A 17,674-nucleotide genomic window follows, 5' to 3' on the forward strand; every position below is an offset into this window, starting at 1 on the left:
CTCACCGGTCGGTCACAGCAGCGCGGTGATGCGCGCCGCGACCGCGTCCGCCCGCTCCAGGGGCAGCATGTGACCCGCGCCCGGGTGGATGACCAGCTCGGCGTGCGGCAGCCCGTCGGCCAGCACGCGGGCGTGGCGCGGCGGCGTCAGCCGGTCCCGCGAGCCGGCCAGCACCACGGCGGGGACGCCCGCCAGCGCGGCCAGCGCCTCGCGCCGGTCGTGCTCGTCCAGCGAGTCGCGGAACGCGACCATGGCGACCGGGTGGCAGCGGCCCACCATCGCGGCCGTCACCGCCACGTGCCGCCACGACGGCCGCCTGCCGAACAGCAGCCACCGCAGCCCCGGCCGGGCGACCCCGGTGCGCTTGAGCAGCTCCGCCCGCCGCAGCCGGGCGATCCGCCGGTTCACGGCCTTCTCCCCCGCCAGGAACGCCCGCCCGAGCACGCCCGGCAGGCCCAGCGTCGACCCGGCGAGGTCGCCCGACGACGTGGCGACCAGGACGACACCGGCGACGCGGTCGAGCAGCGAGGGGTGCTGCTCGGCCAACGCCATGATCGTCATGCCGCCCATGGAGTGCCCGGCCAGCACGACCCGCCCGGTCGGCACGCGGTCCGCGAGCAGCTCGGCCAGGTCGTCCGCGCACCGCGCGATGGTGGCCGTCCCGGCGGGGCCGGGCCCGGAGCCGCCGTGACCCCGGTGGTCGTACCGCAGCACGCGCCCCGGCAGGCGCGCCGCGACGAGGTCCCACGACGTGTGGTCCAGCGTCCAGCCGTGCAGCAGCACGGTGGTCACCCCGGCGTCCCGCGGTCCGGTGTCGACGACGTGCAGCGCGGTGCCGTCGGAGGTCACGAACCGGCCGTCGACCCGCGGCGCGCCCGTCCCGGCGGTCATCCGAGCAGGAACGACCGGCGCCACGCCCGCATGCCCGGCGCGCCGACCAGCCCGACCTCGTCCAGGAACTTCATGATCCGCTCGCCGGACCAGCGGATGCTCTCCCGCCAGTGCGGGTTGCCCAGCGCGGCCTTGTGCGCCTGCTCCTTGTCCAGGCCGACGGCGGCGTACACCTCGGGGTTGATCAGCGACCGGGTGATGAACATGGACGTGGTCGCGATCAGCCAGCGCTGGTAGGGCAGCTCCTTGCGGGTCAGCCGCTCCATCCCGCGCACGACCTCCTCGCGCGCGAACCGCACGTGCCGGGCCTCTTCGAGCACGTGGATGCGGTTGACCATGCGCACCAGCGGCTGCACGGTCTCGTCGGCCATCGTCTCGCGCTGCAACCGGTCGAGGATCTCCTCGGCGACCAGGATCGACCCGTACAGCGCGGGCCCGTAGCCGATCACCGGCAGCAGCTTGCCCAGCTGGTGGGTGTACTGGCGCGGGCCGTACGGCGGGCAGCCGATGCGCTCGACCATCCGGGCGAACATGGTGGAGTGCCGGCACTCGTCGGCGACCTCGGTCAGCGCGTACTGCGCGTGCTTGGTCGTCGGGTCGGAGCGGTAGACCTCCTTGAGCAGCATCTGCATCAGCAGGATCTCGAACCACAGCCCGACGCTGGCGACGCTGGCCACCTCGTGCCGGGACAGGTCGACGCGCTGCTCGGGGCTCATCCGCTCCCACAGCTCGGTGCCGTACAGCGAGCAGCGGTGCTCCGGCGTGTACCGCAGGCCGTCGACCAGGGGCGCGGACCAGTCGATGTCGACCTCGGGGTCGTAGAACTTGTCGGCCGAGGAGTTGAGCAGCCGCTCGGCGGTCTTCTCGCGATCAGCGACCTTCAAGGTCCTGGTCATCGTCGGTCCTCCCCGGGGAGTTATCTGCGACTTGAGGTAACAGTTACTTCTGGTAGCGTGCTTCACATGGCTCGAACTGTCAAGGGCGGACCGGACGCGCGCCGGGAGCGGTGGAAGGGTCACCGCGAGGCGCGGCGCGCCGAGTTCGTCGAGGCGACCATCCGCGCGGTCGCCGAGCACGGCCCGGACGTGGGCATGGACGAGATCGCCGCCGAGGCGGGCGTGAGCAAGCCGGTCCTCTACCGGCACTTCGCCGACAAGTCCGACCTGTACCTGGCCGTCGGCCGGCGCGGCACCGAGATGCTGATGGACCGGATGGGCCCGGCGATCGAGCACGACGGCCCGATCCGCGGCCGCATCAAGGGCATCGTGGACGCCTACCTGTCGGTGATCGAGGAGCACCCGAACCTGTACCGGTTCGTGGTGCGCAAGTCGTTCACCGACCGGCCGGTCGAGCAGGACGTCGTGAACGAGGACAAGCAGCTGATCGCGGCGGCCCTGGCCCGGCTGCTCGGCGATCACCTGCGGGCGTTCGGGATGGACTCCGGCGGCGCGGAGCCGTGGGCGCACGCGCTGGTCGGCATGGTGCAGAACGCGGGCGACTGGTGGCTCGACCGGCAGTCCATGACGCGGGCGAGCCTGGGCGACTACCTGGCCACGATCATCTGGCACGCCATCGACGGCCTGCTCCGCTCCGCGGGCGTGGAACTCGACCCGGACGCGCCGCTGACCGCCGACCCGGCCGCCGCCGACCCGGCCGCCGGGGACCACGGGCACGAAGGACCCCGGTTGCGGGTCGTGGACGTCGAGGAGGCGCGATGAGCGAGGAGCACGGGCACGACGAGGAGGGCTACACCGGCGACGCGGTGCTGGTGTTCGCCGGCGAGCGGGAGGTGCCGGTGAGCGTGGAGCTGCGCGGCTACTTCCAGCCCATCGACGGCCGCTACCACTGGTACGGCCGGATCGCCGCGAACGACGAGGTCACCGAGCTGGTGGAGGGCGGCGCGCGGTCCGCGCTGCTGCGCACGCCCGACGGCTCGGCGACCGGCTCGCTGACCGACCCCGACCCGTGGCGGCGCTACCGCGTGGCGGGCACCTCGACGCCCCCGTTCGCGGTCGGCTGACCGGGACGGCGCGCGAACGAGAGGAGGGGCACCCGACCGGGTGCCCCTCCGCTTTCAAGCTCGTCGTGCGCCGCTCAGTCGCCGGAGACGAACCCGACCCGGCGCGAGTCGCTGGGCCCGATCTCCACGTACGCGATGCGCGCCGCCGGCACCACGTAGCGGGCGCCCTTCTGGTCGACCAGCACGAGCTGCCCGGTGCCGGCCTTCAGCGCGTCCGCGACCTGAGACTCGACCTCCTCGGGGGTGAGCCCGCTGGACACCACGAGCTCCCGCGGGCTGTCCGCGATCCCGACCCTGACCTCCACGCTGACCTCCGTGCGGCGTTGATGGCGTTCGAACACCAACCCTAGCCGAGCCCGAGCGCCGTCATGCGGCGCGTGTGGCTCTGCTGGAGCCGCCGGAACAGCGCCGCGATGCCCGCCAGGTCGCCCGAGCCGCGCACGATCAGCTCCGCGAGCCCGTCCCGCTCCGCCACCACGTACTGGGCCTGCGTCAACGCCTCGCCGAGCAGCCGGCGACCCCACAACGTGAGCCGGTCTCGCAACTTCGGGTCGTCGTCGCACGCCGCCCGGACTTCGCGCTCGGCGAACGCCGAGTGGCCCGTGTCGGCCAGCACCGCGAGCACCAGGCGCTTGGTCGGCTCGTCCAGCCACTCGGCGACCTCGCGGTAGAAGTCGGCCGCCAGCGCGTCCCCGACGTAGGCCTTCACCAGCGACTCCAGCCACGTGCGCGGCGCGGTCGAGGCGTGGAACGCGTCGAAGCCCGCGGCGAACGGCCGCATGGCCTCCTCCAGCGAGTGGCCGCGCTCGGCCAGGTACCGCTCCAGCAGCCCGTAGTGGCCGATCTCGGCCGCCGCCATCCGCGACAGCGCGGCGCGCCCGGCCAGCGTGGGCGCGGTGCGGGCGTCCTCGGCGAGCCGGTCGAACGCCGACAGCTCGCCGTAGGCCAGCGCGCCGAGGAGGTCGACGACACCCTCCGCCACCTGGTCACCGTCACCCACCGCAACCGCCTGACCCACCGCTTCGTCCACTCCCGGGTCGCTCATGGCCCGAAGCCTAGTCGGGTGTCGTCGGCAACACCCCGGGCACGCGAAACCGCACTCGACCTCGTGATCCGGCCCGATCGGCGTAGCCGCCGGGTAGACTCGGCAGATGACGCCCGGCGCGGCGCGGCCCAGTGGGGGCTCGCAGCGGTGCCGACGGTGGACACTGCGGCGGCACCGTGCCGTCAGGAGAGGGTGCGCGCACACACCTCGCTGGCCCTCCCGCGACCCGCCCGGCCCCTTCCGGTGGCCCGAGTGGCGGTGACGCGGTCGAGCGGCCCGTACAGGCCGTGGCGCGCTGGTACGAGAGAGGCGATCACCCTGACCGCGACGAACGAAGAGACCCAGGTCGACCCCGTGCGGCTGGAGCACAGCGAGGCGGGGCTGCCCGCCGAGGACACCTCGCACCCGCTGGTGGCCGACGCGCCGGTGAAGAACGACTCGCCCACGTTCGGCGAGCTGGGCGTGCGCGAGGAGATCGTGCGGGCGCTGGCCGAGGCCGGCATCCACCGCACGTTCGCCATCCAGGAGCTGACCCTGCCGCTGGCGCTGGCCGGCGCGGACGTCATCGGGCAGGCCCGCACGGGCACCGGCAAGACGCTCGGCTTCGGCATCCCGCTGCTCCAGCGGATCACCGTGCCGGGCGACGGCACGCCGCAGGCGCTGGTCGTCGTGCCGACGCGCGAGCTGTGCCTGCAGGTCACCCACGACCTGACCGACGCGTCCAAGCACCTCGGCGTCCGCGTGCTGGCCATCTACGGCGGCCGGCCCTACGAGCCGCAGATCGCGGCGCTGCGCAAGGGCGTCGACGTGGTCGTCGGCACGCCCGGCCGGCTGCTGGACCTCGCCGAGCAGCGCCACCTCGTGCTGGGCAAGGTGCGCGGCCTGGTGCTGGACGAGGCCGACGAGATGCTCGACCTCGGGTTCCTGCCCGACATCGAGCGCATCCTGCGCATGGTGCCCGACGAGCGGCAGACCATGCTGTTCTCGGCGACCATGCCGGGGCCGATCATCACGCTGGCCCGCACGTTCCTCAACCAGCCCACGCACGTGCGCGCCGAGGAGAACGACGCGGGCGCGATCCACGAGCGCACCGAGCAGTTCGTCTACCGCGCGCACGCGCTGGACAAGTCAGAATTGCTGGCCCGCGCCCTCCAGGCCCGCGACCGGGGCCTGTCGATGGTGTTCACCCGGACCAAGCGCACCGCCCAGAAGGTCGCCGACGAGCTGGTGGAACGCGGCTTCGCCGCCGCCGCCGTGCACGGGGACCTGGGGCAGGGCGCGCGCGAGCAGGCGCTGCGGGCGTTCCGCTCGGGCAAGATCGACGTGCTGGTGGCGACCGACGTGGCCGCCCGGGGCATCGACGTCGAGGGCGTCACGCACGTGATCAACTACCAGTGCCCGGAGGACGAGAAGACCTACGTCCACCGCATCGGCCGCACCGGTCGGGCGGGGCGGACGGGTGTCGCGGTCACGCTGGTCGACTGGGACGAGACCCCGCGCTGGAAGATGATCAGCGACGCGCTGGACCTGGGCCAGCCGGAGCCGGTGGAGACGTACTCGACGTCCGACCACCTGTTCGACGACCTGGACATCCCGGCGGGCTCGACGGGCCGCCTGCCGCTGGGGCTGCGGACCCGCGCGGGGCTGGACGCGGAGCCCGAGGAGAACCTGAAGGACGAGAAGAAGACCCGCAAGCGCCGCCGCGGCGGTCGGTCGGGTGACGGTGGCCAGGGCGCCGGCGAGCCCGGTGGCGCCCCCGGCGGCGCGACCGGTTCGGGCTCGGGCGCGGCCGGCGGTTCCGGCACCGGTTCGGGCTCGGGCGAGGAGGGCGGCACCCGTCCCCGTCGTCGCCGGCGGAGCCGCGCCGGTGTGGCGGCGGGCGAGGCGGCCGAGTCGTCGGCCGAGGTGACCGCGGGCGCTCCGGCGGCCGAACCGGCCGCGGGCGCGGAGGGCGACCGCCCGCGCCGTCGCCGGCGTCGCCGCACGGGCGGCGGCGAGTCCGCGGCGTCCGGCGAGCCGACTCCGGCGGAGTAGGGGAGAATCGCGGCGGGCAGCGCGGCCACGAGCGCTGCCCGACCGAACACGATCGGGTGATCATGGCCCGAAAACGTACGGAAACGCTGTTACCGCACCTCGGTTGAAACGAGGAGCGCCCGAACCACCCCCGCCTGCCACGACGACGGGTCCCACGCCCGAACGCCATCGGCCGGCCGTCCACCGGCCAGCCGGTCCACCGGCCGACCGGCCACCCCGCCAGGCGGCCACCCCGCCAAGTGAGCCGACGGGCGAAACGCACCGGACGCGACGGCCGAACCGGGACGCACCCGGCGCGATCGCCCCGCCCAGCGGGGCGCGCCCGCCCAGCACGCAGACCGTGCCCAGTGGGAAGGCCGCCCAGGGGAAGGCCGTGCCCAGCGGGAAGGCCGTGCCCAGCAGGAAGCCGCCCAGCGGGACGGTCTCTCGGTCAGCGGGAGATCCGGTCAGCGGGAGGTCCGGTCAGCGGGAGGTCCGGTCAGCGGGAGGTCCGGTCAGCGGGAGGTCCGGTCAGCGGTAGGGCCCGGCGGGAAGTTCCCGGTCAGCGGACAGGTCCTGATCCGCGGATGAGTCCTGGGCAGGCGGGACCCGGCCAGGCGAGGCCAGGTCGGCGAGCGGCTCAGGCCGGTGCATGGGTTCCGGCCGGCGGCGAGTCCCGGCAGGCCAGGCGGGCCAGGCAGCCCGAAGAAGCCCGACGCTCGGGCCCGGCAGGCGGTCGGACCGCGGCCGATGCACCAGGACCAGCAGCGCGAACCCACGCCACCCACCCCCAGCCACCAGCGCGAACCCGCGCCCAGCCCGTGCGGGCACCAGCGCGAACCTGTCCCCGCCCCCCGTGCGAGTGCCGGCCGCAGGTGTGCGGTGGGCGGGTCGTTGCGCGGGAGTGGGCGCGCGATCGAGGCGTGGCGGGATAGGCTGCCGAGCCGCGGCCGGTGCGGGTCGGTCGCGCCGGCGGATGCGGGATTCCCGCCGGGCCCGGGTCGGTGCCGCCGCCTCACACCGACCTCTTCCCCGTGGTGGCAGCATGTCGCCAGAGCGAACGCGAGAGATCACCGACATCGGGAGCCGGGCAGTGGGCCAGCCGGAGCAGGCGGAGTCGAACGGGCAGGTCGTGCTGGACGAGGAAGACGTCCTGGCCGAGTCCGGCGAACCGCGGGTCGAGCCGCAGGACGACGACGCCGAGCAGGCGCCGCCCCGGTCGTGGCGCACGAAGGGCGACTTCGTCGGCCTGGCGGTGGTCGTGGCGGCGGTCGTGGTGGCGAGCCTCGTGCTGTGGCTCACCAGCGACGTCCGCAACACCGTCAGCCAGACGGGGCCGTCCGAGATCACCCCGTTGCAGCCCGTCACCGCCATGCCCCCGACGCTGGCCGAGGTCTGGCGGGCACCCAACGGGGCGTCACCCGTGCCGGTGAACGTCGACTCCGTGGTGGTCACCGGGGACGGCGGGGAGGTGGTCGGGCGCGACGCGCTCACCGGCGACGTCCGCTGGCGCTACGCCCGCGACCTGCCCCTGTGCTCGGTCTCCACCGCCTGGGGCCGCGTCTTCGCCGTGTACCACAAGGACACAAACTGCTCCGAGGTCACGACCCTCGACACCGCCTCCGGCAAGCGCGGCCCGCAGCGCAACGGCGACGCCGAACTCGGCACCCGCCTGCTGAACGAGGGCTCGCACGTCCTGGTCACCGGCGGCACGTACGTCGAGGTCTACCGGCGCGACGACCTGGTCCGCTCGCTGGAGTACGGCGCCCTGCGCGCCATCGTGAACCCGAACAAGCAGCCGCGCACCGGCTGCACCTACCACTCGTTCGCGGTCACCGGCGGCAAGATCGCGCTGATCGAGCGCTGCCCCTCGCTCGACCCGTCCGACCGCCTCACGATCCTCAAGCCGAACCCGGAGAAGTCCGACGAGCCGCAGGTCATCACCACCACGGTGACGGGCGAGACCGGGGCCCGGGTGATCGCGGTGACCGCGAACCGGGTCGCGCTGGCCGTCCCTGGCCGGATCGTGGTGTTCGACTCCGAGACCGGCTCCGCGGTCGGCAGCTACCCGGTGGACGTCTCGGCCGACGAGCTGGCGGGTGACCCGCCCGGGCGGGTGGCGTCGACGTTCACCAGCACCGCGAACACCTACTGGTTCACCGGCTCCAAGACCGTCGCCCTGTCCCCCGTCGACCTGAACCCCCTGTGGACGGCGAACGACACCCTCGGCCCGGGCACCACGCTCGCCGGCCGGCTGCTGGTGCCGGTCGAGGGCGGGCTGAAGGTGCTCGACCAGGTCACCGGCGAGCAGGCCGCCGAGATCCCGGTCGACCGCGGGGGCCACACCGGCCCGGTCGAGATGGCCACCGAGGGGCCGGTCGTGCTGGAGCAGCGCGGGGACACGCTCGTCGCACTGCGGTAACGCGCCACGCGCCCGCGCGGCCGGTGGGGCAGACTGCCAGACGTGCACTCGCAGTTCAGCCCGAACCGGGCGCAACGCGTGGACCTGCCCGGCAGGCACGGCCCGATCGCGGCCCTGCACGTGCCCGCCGCCGGTCACGACCTCGGCGCCACCGCGCTGCTCGTCCCCGGCTACACCGGGTCCAAAGAGGACTTCGCGCCGCTGCTCGACCCGATCGCCGACGCGGGCGTCGAGGTCGTGGCGGTCGACCTGCCGGGCCAGTACGAGTCGCCCGGCCCGCCGGCCGAGTCGGACTACCGGCCCGCGGCGCTGGGCGAGGTGGTGGCCGAACTCGTGGCGAAGCTCGCCGCCGAGGGCAGGCGCGTGCTGCTGCTCGGCCACTCGTTCGGCGGCCTGGTCGCGCGGGGCGCGGTGCTGGCGGGTGCGCCGGTGTCGGGGTTGACGCTGATGGCGTCCGGCCCGTCGGAGCTGCCGCCGGGCGCGCGCCGCACCGCCCTGGACTACGGCGAGGTCGTGCTGCGGGAGCAGGGCATCGAGGCGTCGCACGAGGTCAACGAGACGCGGCAGGCGCTCAACCCGAACTGGCGGGCGCTGCCGCGGGAGCTGAAGGACTTCTACCGGGAGCGGTTCGTCCGGTCGTCGCCGGCCGGGCTGCTGGGCATGGGCGAGGCGCTGCGCACCGAGCCGGACCTGGTGGCCAAGCTGGCGCGGGTGATGCGGCAGTCGGGCATCCCGTGCCTGGTGGTGTGCGGCGACCTGGACGACGCCTGGTCGGCGGCGAGCCAGCGGGACATGGCCGAGCGGTTGGACGCCGACTTCGCCGTGCTGTCGGGCGTCATGCACAGCCCGAACACCGAGGCCCCGGACGCGCTGCTGGCCACGCTGCTGCCGACCTGGCGCGCGTGGCTGTCCTGAGCCTTCGGTCGTCTCACTCCTGCCAGGCGGGTGATCACCGGTTCCGGTGACGGCAGCGGCGGACCGCGCGTGACAGGTGCGTCGAGAGGTTCACCGGGCCGTGTCGTTGCCTAGCCTGATGGTGTTTCTCGCCCGTCGGCGCTCGTCCCGGGCCCTTTGACTCGGTGCGTCCGACCCCGACAGGAAGGAACACCGATGGCTTTCCGACGGATCCTCACCGCCGTGGCGATCGCGGCTTCGGCGCTGCTCGTGGCGCCGACCGCCTACGCCGACCAGGCCGACCCGGCCGACACCGATCAGGCCTGGTACAGGATCCAGAGCTACACCGTGCGGAACGACGTGTGGGACCAGACGAACTGGGACTGGGACCCGATCTACCCGACCATCGCCCACCCCTCCCACGGCGGCGCCAACCAGCAGTGGTCGATCTCGGACGACGGCACGTTCCTGGACCGGGAGTACGGGTGGTGCGCGACCGCGGTCGACGGCGTGGTGGCGGGCAGGGCGTGTGAGCACCTGCCCGAGCAGCGGTGGAAGGGCTCGCCGTCCGGCGACTACGAGTACTGGCTGATCGAGCTGGAGGGCACCGGGCTCTGCGTCACGCACGACGGCACCTACGCGCCGCTGCGGCTCGCCAACTGCGACTTCGAGCGGCACGACCAGCGCTGGATCATCGGCAGCGTCTGACGGGTCCCGCGGGGCGTCGGCCGGGTGCGCCCCGATCGACGCCCCGCGGTCAGGTCAGGGCCACGCAGTCAGGTCAGGCCCACCAGAAGAACCACAGGGTGCCCGCCGCCAGCAGCACCACCAAGAGCCCGCACACCGCCACCGCCCAGCCGCGCCGGCGGTCGGCGACCACCTGGGCCCCCGCCGCCGCGGCGGCGGCCACGACGTGGCCCGCCACGGCACCCGCTCCCGGTCCGGGCAGGTCGTGCGCGCCGGCGTAGACCTGCACGCCGATCATCGCCAACGCCAGCAGCGCCAAGCCGACGGCGAGCGCGCCGCTGACGCCGCGCCACAGCTTGGCCAGCCGTGGTTCGGGTCCGCTGTCCACCATCGTCACGCGGCCAACTCTACGGCGCGAGCAGCGCCCACGGGTCGAGCGCCGGCGCGGCCCGCTGCCCCTCGGGGCAGGACCTGCGGAAGTCGCACCACGTGCACTGCCTGCCGGTGCGCGGCGGGAACAGCACCTCCGGGTCGCCGCCCGCTTCGAGGGTGTCGGTGGCCAGCCGGAGGTCGTCCGCCGCCTCCTCGGCCCGGGTCACGTGCCGCGCCAGGCTCTCCTCGGTGTGCTCCCACACCGACACCGTGCCCGTGGGCAGGTGGTGCAGCTCCACCCGGCGGCACGGCTTGCGCAGGGTCCGGCGGGCGGCCAGCGCGTACAGCGCCAGGGCCTGCGAGCCGCGCGCGTCGTCCACCGTCAGCGCGTGCCGGCCGGTCTTGTAGTCGACGATCACCAGCTCGCCGTCGCGCAGGTCGATCCGGTCGACGCGGCCCTCGGCGACGATCCGGGACGTGGGCGTGGACACCCAGCGCTCGATGCCGACCGGTTCGATCGACGTGTCGAGGCCCTCGACGTAGTCGCGCACCCAGCCGACCGCCCGGTCGCGGTACACGGCGGCCTGCTCGGCGTCGCGGAACCCGTCGTTCTTCCACTGCCGGTGCAGCAGGGCCACCGCCTGCTCGGGGGTGCGGCGCTCGGCGGGCAGGTCGAACAGCGCCTTGAGCGCGTTGTGCACGACCGCGCCGAGCGTGTTGTGCGCCCACGCCCCGCCGCGGGGCGGCGACGGCCGGTCGAGGTAGGCCATGCGGAACCGGCGCGGGCAGTCGGCCCACGTGGCGAGCTTGGCCGGCGTCACCCGCACCAGCTTCTTCGGCATCGCGCCGAAGTCGAACCCGAGCTGCTCCTGCACCCCACCACGCTACCGAGGGGGTCCGACAGCCCTCGCGGTGCCGCCTCAGCCGACCAGCACCTTGCACCCGGTCGCCCGGTCCGCCAGGGCGTCCAGCACCTCGGGCGACGTCGTCTCCGCGCCGAGGCGGACCGTCTTGTTGGTGCCGTGGTAGTCGCTGGACCCCGTGGTCAGCAGGCCCAGCTCCCCCGCCAGGCCGCGCAGCCGCGCCCGCGTCGCGGGGTCGTGGTCGGGGTGGTCCACCTCGACGCCGCCCAGGCCCAGCCCGGCGAGGTCGGCGACGACCTGGTCGGTGACGATCGGGCCGCGCGAGGCGGCGAAGGGGTGCGCCAGCACGGTCACCCCGCCCGCCTCGGCGATCATCTCGATCGCCCGCGCCACGGGCGTGTCGGTGCGCGGCACGTAGTACCGGCCGCCGGTGAGGTAGCGGGCGAACGCCTCGTCGACCGTCTCCACCACACCCGCCCGGATCAGCGCCATCGCGAGGTGGGGGCGCCCGGCGGGGGCGTCGGCCGGCATGGCGGCCATCAGCTCGTCCGGGTCGATGGGGAACCCGTCGGCCACCATCCGCTCGGCCATCCGGCGCAGCCGCTGCCGCCGTTCCAGGCGCAGCCTGAGCTGCTCCTCGACCAGCGCGGGCGAGGTGTGGTCGTAGAGGTAGGCCAGCAGGTGGACGGTGATGACCCGGCCCCGGCCGTCGTCGGAGGCACAGGACAGCTCGGCGCCGCGCACGAGCTTGAGGCCCGGTGGCAGCGCGTTGGCCGCCTCCGTCCAGCCCGCCGCGGTGTCGTGGTCGGTGAGCGCGACCGCGGACAGGCCGGTGGCGGCCGCGGCCGCCACCAACTCCGCGGGCGTGTCGGTGCCGTCGGACTCGGTCGAGTGGGTGTGCAGGTCGATGCGCACCCACCCAGTCTGACCTACGGCACCATCTTCTTGCCGCGCGCCGCCCGCTGCGCCTTGATCATCGAGAAGCGCTCCGCCTGGGCCTTCTTGTCGCCGAAGGTCAACTCCGAGATGGCGTCGTAGACCTCCTCGGGGTTGGGCAGGTACTCGATCCGGTTGAGGGCCTGGATCTGACCCGCCGACTCGACCACGAGCGTCCCGAAGCCGAACATGCGCCCGAGCACCGAGCGCTCGTAGGTCAGGTCGGTGACCTTGCTGATCGGCATCATGGCGACCTTGGTCTCGAAGACCCCCGAGGAGATCATGAACCTCTTGTCGGTGACGACGATCCGCTCCACCCACCACTCCATGACGAAGTAGGCCAGCCTGAGCAGCACGAACAGCGAGGCGTACCAGAGGATGTTCTGGATGATGCCCGCGTTGTCGGGCAGCAGGTACGAGATCATCATCGCGCCGGCGAGCAGCGCCGCCGCCTCGAGGAGATCCCAGAGCAGACTGCTCCAGTGCCTGCGGACCCGGATGACCCGACGCTCCGTGGGGAGCAGGTACTCGTCGGGGTCCCGTGGTGCGAACATGCTTCGACCTCTCGCCGTGGGGGGAGGAGCCGGTCGACTCAGAACAATTGTTTCACGAAGGTGATGAGCGCCTCAGCGGCGTCCCGCAGCGTGCCCAGGATGTTCTGCACCAGCTGAGCCGCCTGCTGCGGCTCCGCGATGAGGAAGAACAGGAGCAAGCCGACCCCGGCGAAGGTGAGAATCTTCTTCAGATTCACGGTGATCAACCCCGTTCGCTACCGCACCCGTTTGGCGCCAGTGAAAACCGTTGTACCGCACTCCGCGACACGTCGGGAGATTTGTACCGCACTTGGGTCAGCGCGCTGCACCGCCAACCCGGTGTGACTACTCTTGGTGATCGTGACGGCCGAACGAGAGCCCCGGATCCGCTGTGTCGGGGGCGTGGTGCACGACTCGGAGGGTCGACTCCTGCTCGTCCGCAGGCGCAATCCGCCAGGTGAGGGACTGTGGTCGTTACCGGGTGGCCGAGTCGAGCCCGGGGAGTCCGACGAGACCGCAATCGTGCGGGAACTGCGCGAGGAAACGGGACTCTCCGTGACCGTCGGGGCATGGGTCGGGAGCGTCACCCGTCCGGCGCCACGCGGCTGGTACGAGATCCACGACTACGCCTGCCAGGTGCGATCCGGCGTCCTCGGAGCGGGTGACGACGCGCTCGACGCCCGGTGGGTCGACACTGCGATCTTGGCCACACTTCCACTCACCGAGATGCTCCACGAGACCCTGGAGGCGTGGGGCCAACTCCCCCGCCGGTGATCGAAATCCCCCGATCAGGGGAGCCACACCACCCTTTGGCCGTGCGGCGCGGTTTTCGCCACCGCCCGCGCCGACCGGACCTCGCCGTCCTCGACCCGGACGAGCCCGACCACGCCGAACGCCGGCTCGTCCGGCCCGGGGCGCAGGTCGTCCCGCCCCGGCAGCACGTGCGCCAGGCCGTCGTCGTAGCCCTCGTGGCTGAGCCACCACAGCGGCCGGCCGAGGCCGCGCAGCGCCGCCACGAACTCCTCCCCCGCCAGGTACGGCAGGACGTTGCTGGTCAGCACCACCAGGGGCAGGTCGGCGGGCACCCGCGCGGCGGCCTCGCCCAGGTCCGCCACGGCGTCGCCGGCGACGAACTCCGGCGGCGACTTGCGCTGCACGGCCGCGGCCACCCCGAACAGCCGCAGCCGCTCCGGCTGGTCGGCCCACACGCACGCCTCCAGCCACGCGTACGTGTCCTCGTCGGTCAGGTCCGCGGGCGCCCGGTCCAGCCCCACCTTCGCGGCGACCTTCACCGCCTTCGGGATCTTCGGCAGCTCCGCGCCGGGCGCCGGCTCCAGCGCGCAGTGCAGCCCCAGCGCGGCCTTGGCGGGCCCGCCGACGAGCTGCCCGGCCTGCTGGGTCTGGTAGCGGTAGCCGTACTGGTCCAGGCCGAGCAGCAGGCCGGCCGAGCAGCCGACCTCCAGCAGCCCGACCGGTCCCTTGAGCGTGGCGAGCGCCGGGTAGAGCAGGGCGGCCCGGCGCACCTCGTTGGTCTGCACGGTCCGGGTCGAGATCAGCTCCCGCATCCGGTCCGCGCGCTGGAGCACGAAGTCGCGGAACAGCCGCCACGTGCCCTCGTCCGCGCCGTAGGTGCCGCCCAGCGACGGGTAGTAGTTCGACAGCTCGTGGAACGGCTCGGCCTGCACCAGCCGGTGCGCCGCCGCCAGGAGCAGGGTCGCGTGGGCGAACCGCTCCGGGGCGGCGGTCAGCAGACCGGCGACCTCGGCGTCGTCGGCGGCGTGCGCGGCCAGGTGCTCGTACAGGGGCGAGACGCCGTGCGCCTCGCTGCGCGCGAACCCGGCCAGTCGTCGCCGCACGAGGTCGAGCGAGGTCACGTCACTCCTTGGGTTCGGGCCTTCCCGGCTGCTCGCCGCCGCGCGCCTCGCCGTAGGAGCGCTTGGGCACCATGACCTTCCGGCGGAACACGCAGACGACCGTTCCATCCTGTTTGTACCCGCGCGTCTCGACGTGCACGACACCCCGGTCGTCCTTCGACTTCGACGGCGTCTTGTCGAGCACCTCGGTCTCACCGTAGATGGTGTCGCCGTGGAAGGTCGGCTTGACGTGCCGCAGCGACTCCACCTCCAGGTTGGCGATGGCCTTGCCCGAGACGTCCGGCACGGACATGCCCAGCAGCAGCGAGTAGACGTAGTTGCCCACGACGACGTTCTTGCCGAAGTCGGTGGTCTCCGCCGCGTAGTGCGCGTCCAGGTGCAGCGGGTGGTGGTTCATGGTCAGCAGGCAGAACAGGTGGTCGTCGTACTCGGTGACCGTCTTCCCGGGCCAGTGCTTGTAGACCGCGCCGACCTCGAACTCCTCGTAGTAACGCCCGAACTGCACCGTTCGCCTCCGTTGGCCGGCAACTGTGGGGGCCGGTGTGATCGAGGACCACTCCGGCCGGGACGACAGTGTGAGCACCGGGGGAGTACCCTCGGCAACTGGTCTGTGAGCGACTGCACCGCCGCGGCCACTCGACCCGAGGAGGTGAGGACTACCGATGAGTAACGACCCCCATCCTGCGAGTACCTCGCGCGTCCTCGTCGGGGAGCCTGCTTCGCTCAGCTAGGCCCAGCGGTACCGGTCGGGGACGTGCCGTCGTCGTTCGTCGGAGTCGACGCCCCCACCGGAGGACCTCGTGCCCAGCTTGCCCTCGCTCGGCGGCCTGAGAGGCCGCTCGCAGGACCACCGCCCGCCCGTGCCCATCCCCGTGCCGCTGTCGGCCTACGTCGTGGACTGCGGCGTGTACGTCGACGGCAAGCGCCTGCCCGGCCGCTGGTCGCACGTCGACGCGGTCGAGGAGGTGCGCAGGCGCGGCGACGGGTTCGTCTGGATCGGCCTGCACGAGCCGGACGAGCGGCAGATCCAGGGCGTGGCCGAGACGTTCGGGCTGCACGAGCTGGCCGTCGAGGACGCCGTGCACGCGCACCAGCGGCCCAAGCTGGAGCGCTACGACAACATGCTGTTCATGGTGTTCAAGACGGTCCGGTACATCCAGAACTCGTCGCCGGACACCGCCAACGAGATCGTGGAGAGCGGCGAGATCATGGTGTTCCTGGGCCGCCACTTCGTGGTGACGGTCCGGCACGGCAACCACTCGGGGCTGGCGGCGGTGCGCCGCGAGCTGGAGGAGGAGCCGGAGCGGCTGCGCTCGGGGCCCGCCGCGGTGCTGTACTCGATCGCCGACCACGTGGTCGACAACTACCTCGACGTGACCGACCACATCGAGGACGACATCGACCAGATGGAGGCGCTGGTCTTCCAGCCGCGCAGCCGGGTCAGCGCCGACCAGATCTACCTGATGAAGCGCGAGGTGCTGGAGCTGCGCCGGGCGGTGATGCCGCTGGCCGTGCCGCTGCGGCGGCTGGCGGAGGGCTACACGCCGCTGATCCCCGAGCAGGTGCGCTCCTACTTCCGCGACGTGGACGACCACCTCACCGAGGTGTCCGAACGCGTGATCAACTTCGACGAGCTGCTGACGACGCTGGTCAACGCCGTGCTGGCGAAGATCACGCTCCAGCAGAACTCGGACATGCGCAAGCTCGCCGCGTGGGTGGCGATCATCTCCGTGCCGACGATGGTGGTCGGCGTGTACGGCATGAACTTCGACGTCATGCCGGAGACCCACTGGAAGTACGGGTACCCCATGGTGATCGCGGTGATCCTCGTGGTGTGCCTGACGCTGTACCGAATATTCCGCCGGAACCAATGGCTCTGAGTCCGCTCACCTGCCCCTTCCTGCGACGGGATGTTCCGCTATGACCAGGATGCTCACCAACCTGCGGTTCTGGGTGCTCACGTTCCTGATCGGCTGGCTCGCCACGGTGACCCTGCTGATCGCGACGGGTTCCTGACCCCGGGGTTCAGTCCCAGGGCGCGGTGTCCCACGTGAACGGGACGCCGTGCCCCGCACCCGTGCCCAGGCGCAGCGAGATGCCGGCCGGCCACAGCTTGAGCAGCAGCCGGAACTCGTAGGCGCCCGCGGCGTGGGTGCGCCGCGGCTCGTAGACCAGCAGCGCCAGCGGTGCCACCGGCGTGGCGCGGGCGGCGGCGTCGGCCAGGATCGCGCGGCCCATGGCGCGGTCGGCCGGTGAGGCGTACTGCCACACGACCGAGTGCCAGACGACCGTCAGCACGTCCCGCTCCGGTTGGGCGAGCTGCTCGGCCAGCCACTCGGGGCCGGTCGCCCGCCGCACCGGCACGGGGTCGAGCCGGGCCAGGTCGATCGCGGCCTGGAGGCGGGCGAAGCGGTTGACCTGGTCGGCCCACACGAACGACGACAGGTGCAGCCGCCCGTCCTCGGTGGACACGTCCACCGGGTCGAGGTCGCAGCCGGCGCGCCGCACCAGGCGCAGGTCGTGGCGCAGGTCGACCGGCGGCCGTCCCGTCCAGCCCGGGTCGAGGGCGAACGGGCTGCCCGGGTCGCCGAAGACCTCGCCGTCGACGCGGTAGGCGACGCGGTGCGGGCGCAGGTTCAGCCCGCCGGACGCGCCGACCTCCAGCAGCCGGACCGGGAACCTGGCCCGGCGGCCCGCCTCGTCGGCGGCCAGGTGGGTGGCGGTGTGCAGGCCGCCGAACAGGGGCGCGCTGCGGCCCGGCTCGTTGGTCTGCACGACCGTGGACGTGACCAGGGCGCGCAGCTCGTCGGCCTGCTCGTGCAGCACGGTCAGCGCGTCGTCCCAGAGGGTGGCGAAGTCCGGTTCGCCGCCGACCGTCGGGTAGTGCCTCGCCAGCGCCGGCGCGCGGCCCTCCAGCACGAGCCGGTGCAGCGCGCCCGCGAACCGCAGCCCCGGCACGGTGCCGTGCCGGTCGCACTCGGCGCCCGCCATGACCCGCGCGGTCACGCCGCCGCGGGCGAGGTCCTCCGCCGCCGCGACCAGCAGGGCGCGGGTCAGCGGGCTGTGGGCTTCGCAGGCACGGGACGCGTCGAGGAACAGCTCGGCGAGCACCCTGTGACGTTAA

The 17,674-nt window shown here is 73.1% G+C and carries 20 protein-coding genes; 8 read left to right on the forward strand and 12 right to left on the reverse strand.

Translation table 11 applies throughout. The features are described 5' to 3' along the window. Window positions 1–12 precede the first annotated feature (12 nt). Together ACIGNX_RS28925 and ACIGNX_RS28930 are read right to left on the reverse strand one after the other, a co-directional pair. Window positions 13–891, reverse strand: a complete 879-nt coding sequence (locus ACIGNX_RS28925; RefSeq protein ID WP_396543973.1) for an alpha/beta fold hydrolase — start codon at window positions 889–891, stop codon at window positions 13–15. After that, window positions 888–1,787 carry a diiron oxygenase gene (locus tag ACIGNX_RS28930; RefSeq protein WP_396543974.1) on the reverse strand — a complete coding sequence of 300 codons (900 nt, stop codon included), beginning with the start codon at window positions 1,785–1,787 and terminating at the stop codon, window positions 888–890. Before ACIGNX_RS28930 ends, ACIGNX_RS28925 begins: the two co-directional genes overlap by 4 nt. A 66-nt stretch (window positions 1,788–1,853) precedes the next feature. Here ACIGNX_RS28930 and ACIGNX_RS28935 point away from each other — a divergent pair, with 66 nt between their 5' ends. Both ACIGNX_RS28935 and ACIGNX_RS28940 read left to right on the forward strand, forming a co-directional pair. Further along, the gene (locus ACIGNX_RS28935; protein WP_396543975.1) at window positions 1,854–2,609 is read left to right on the forward strand and encodes a TetR/AcrR family transcriptional regulator; all 756 of its coding nucleotides are present in this window, start codon (window positions 1,854–1,856) and stop codon (window positions 2,607–2,609) included. Beyond that, window positions 2,606–2,911, forward strand: coding sequence for a DUF4873 domain-containing protein (locus ACIGNX_RS28940; protein ID WP_396543976.1), 306 nt, complete (start codon window positions 2,606–2,608; stop codon window positions 2,909–2,911). The genes ACIGNX_RS28935 and ACIGNX_RS28940 overlap by 4 nt, the downstream gene beginning before the upstream one ends. 74 nt (window positions 2,912–2,985) lie before the next feature. On the opposite strand, the gene ACIGNX_RS28945 is transcribed toward ACIGNX_RS28940, so the two are convergent. Continuing rightward, window positions 2,986–3,216 (reverse strand): DUF3107 domain-containing protein, encoded by a 231-nt coding sequence (locus ACIGNX_RS28945; protein WP_396543977.1) that lies wholly within the window; start codon window positions 3,214–3,216, stop codon window positions 2,986–2,988. Between the two features lie 41 nt (window positions 3,217–3,257). Then, complete coding sequence (locus ACIGNX_RS28950; RefSeq protein WP_396543978.1) at window positions 3,258–3,956, reverse strand: ferritin-like fold-containing protein; 699 nt, start codon at window positions 3,954–3,956, stop codon at window positions 3,258–3,260. 354 nt (window positions 3,957–4,310) lie between these two features. Here ACIGNX_RS28950 and ACIGNX_RS28955 point away from each other — a divergent pair, with 354 nt between their 5' ends. From ACIGNX_RS28955 to ACIGNX_RS28970, 4 genes are all read left to right on the forward strand, one after another. Next, entirely contained in the window at window positions 4,311–5,990 is a 1,680-nt protein-coding gene (locus ACIGNX_RS28955; RefSeq protein WP_396543979.1) for a DEAD/DEAH box helicase, read from the forward strand. Window positions 5,991–7,014: 1,024 nt separating this feature from the next. After that, window positions 7,015–8,391, forward strand: coding sequence for a PQQ-binding-like beta-propeller repeat protein (locus tag ACIGNX_RS28960; protein ID WP_396543980.1), 1,377 nt, complete (start codon window positions 7,015–7,017; stop codon window positions 8,389–8,391). Window positions 8,392–8,433: 42 nt separating this feature from the next. Next, a complete protein-coding gene (locus tag ACIGNX_RS28965; protein ID WP_396543981.1) occupies window positions 8,434–9,306 on the forward strand; it encodes an alpha/beta fold hydrolase in 873 nt (290 codons plus the stop codon). 195 nt (window positions 9,307–9,501) lie between these two features. Beyond that, entirely contained in the window at window positions 9,502–9,993 is a 492-nt protein-coding gene (locus ACIGNX_RS28970; protein ID WP_396543982.1) for a ricin-type beta-trefoil lectin domain protein, read from the forward strand. Between the two features lie 73 nt (window positions 9,994–10,066). Here the strand turns inward: ACIGNX_RS28970 and ACIGNX_RS28975 are convergent, their stop codons facing one another. The 5 genes from ACIGNX_RS28975 to ACIGNX_RS28995 form a co-directional block, all read right to left on the reverse strand. Next, on the reverse strand, window positions 10,067–10,369 hold the full coding sequence (locus ACIGNX_RS28975; RefSeq protein WP_396543983.1) for a hypothetical protein: 303 nt from the start codon (window positions 10,367–10,369) through the stop codon (window positions 10,067–10,069). A gap of 10 nt (window positions 10,370–10,379) precedes the next feature. Then, the gene (locus ACIGNX_RS28980) at window positions 10,380–11,186 is read right to left on the reverse strand and encodes a RecB family exonuclease (protein ID WP_396544073.1); all 807 of its coding nucleotides are present in this window, start codon (window positions 11,184–11,186) and stop codon (window positions 10,380–10,382) included. A gap of 78 nt (window positions 11,187–11,264) precedes the next feature. Continuing rightward, window positions 11,265–12,122 (reverse strand): PHP domain-containing protein, encoded by an 858-nt coding sequence (locus tag ACIGNX_RS28985; RefSeq protein WP_396543984.1) that lies wholly within the window; start codon window positions 12,120–12,122, stop codon window positions 11,265–11,267. Window positions 12,123–12,136: 14 nt separating this feature from the next. Continuing rightward, window positions 12,137–12,697, reverse strand: coding sequence for a PH domain-containing protein (locus tag ACIGNX_RS28990; protein WP_360453820.1), 561 nt, complete (start codon window positions 12,695–12,697; stop codon window positions 12,137–12,139). A gap of 38 nt (window positions 12,698–12,735) precedes the next feature. Continuing rightward, on the reverse strand, window positions 12,736–12,894 hold the full coding sequence (locus ACIGNX_RS28995) for a hypothetical protein (RefSeq protein WP_198932907.1): 159 nt from the start codon (window positions 12,892–12,894) through the stop codon (window positions 12,736–12,738). A gap of 187 nt (window positions 12,895–13,081) precedes the next feature. Between ACIGNX_RS28995 and ACIGNX_RS29000 the strand changes: the two genes are divergently transcribed. Beyond that, on the forward strand, window positions 13,082–13,450 hold the full coding sequence (locus ACIGNX_RS29000; RefSeq protein ID WP_396544074.1) for an NUDIX hydrolase: 369 nt from the start codon (window positions 13,082–13,084) through the stop codon (window positions 13,448–13,450). A 14-nt stretch (window positions 13,451–13,464) separates the two neighbouring features. Here the strand turns inward: ACIGNX_RS29000 and ACIGNX_RS29005 are convergent, their stop codons facing one another. Further along, window positions 13,465–14,550: a DUF2332 domain-containing protein gene (locus ACIGNX_RS29005; RefSeq protein ID WP_396543985.1), complete on the reverse strand. Its 1,086-nt coding sequence runs from the start codon at window positions 14,548–14,550 to the stop codon at window positions 13,465–13,467. A gap of 1 nt (window position 14,551) precedes the next feature. Continuing rightward, on the reverse strand, window positions 14,552–15,055 hold the full coding sequence (locus tag ACIGNX_RS29010; RefSeq protein WP_396543986.1) for a MaoC family dehydratase: 504 nt from the start codon (window positions 15,053–15,055) through the stop codon (window positions 14,552–14,554). 295 nt (window positions 15,056–15,350) lie between these two features. On the opposite strand from ACIGNX_RS29010, the gene corA reads away from it, so the two are divergent. After that, entirely contained in the window at window positions 15,351–16,430 is a 1,080-nt protein-coding gene (corA, locus tag ACIGNX_RS29015; RefSeq protein ID WP_396543987.1) for a magnesium/cobalt transporter CorA, read from the forward strand. A 145-nt stretch (window positions 16,431–16,575) separates the two neighbouring features. On the opposite strand, the gene ACIGNX_RS29020 is transcribed toward corA, so the two are convergent. After that, on the reverse strand, window positions 16,576–17,661 hold the full coding sequence (locus tag ACIGNX_RS29020; protein ID WP_396543988.1) for a DUF2332 domain-containing protein: 1,086 nt from the start codon (window positions 17,659–17,661) through the stop codon (window positions 16,576–16,578). Window positions 17,662–17,674: the final 13 nt, after the last annotated feature.

This window comes from Actinosynnema sp. NPDC053489 (assembly GCF_044544865.1).
Classification (GTDB): Bacteria; Actinomycetota; Actinomycetes; order Mycobacteriales; family Pseudonocardiaceae; genus Actinosynnema.

Excerpts from the sequence above, each read along its gene's own strand:
- ACIGNX_RS28925 (WP_396543973.1), bottom strand. The coding sequence starts at position 891 with ATGACCGCCGGGACGGGCGCGCCGCGGGTCGACGGCCGGTTCGTGACC.
- ACIGNX_RS28930 (WP_396543974.1), bottom strand. The coding sequence starts at position 1,787 with ATGACCAGGACCTTGAAGGTCGCTGATCGCGAGAAGACCGCCGAGCGG.
- ACIGNX_RS28935 (WP_396543975.1), top strand. The coding sequence starts at position 1,854 with ATGGCTCGAACTGTCAAGGGCGGACCGGACGCGCGCCGGGAGCGGTGG.
- ACIGNX_RS28940 (WP_396543976.1), top strand. The coding sequence starts at position 2,606 with ATGAGCGAGGAGCACGGGCACGACGAGGAGGGCTACACCGGCGACGCG.
- ACIGNX_RS28950 (WP_396543978.1), bottom strand. The coding sequence starts at position 3,956 with ATGAGCGACCCGGGAGTGGACGAAGCGGTGGGTCAGGCGGTTGCGGTG.
- ACIGNX_RS28960 (WP_396543980.1), top strand. The coding sequence starts at position 7,015 with ATGTCGCCAGAGCGAACGCGAGAGATCACCGACATCGGGAGCCGGGCA.
- ACIGNX_RS28970 (WP_396543982.1), top strand. The coding sequence starts at position 9,502 with ATGGCTTTCCGACGGATCCTCACCGCCGTGGCGATCGCGGCTTCGGCG.
- ACIGNX_RS28980 (WP_396544073.1), bottom strand. The coding sequence starts at position 11,186 with ATGCCGAAGAAGCTGGTGCGGGTGACGCCGGCCAAGCTCGCCACGTGG.
- ACIGNX_RS28990 (WP_360453820.1), bottom strand. The coding sequence starts at position 12,697 with ATGTTCGCACCACGGGACCCCGACGAGTACCTGCTCCCCACGGAGCGT.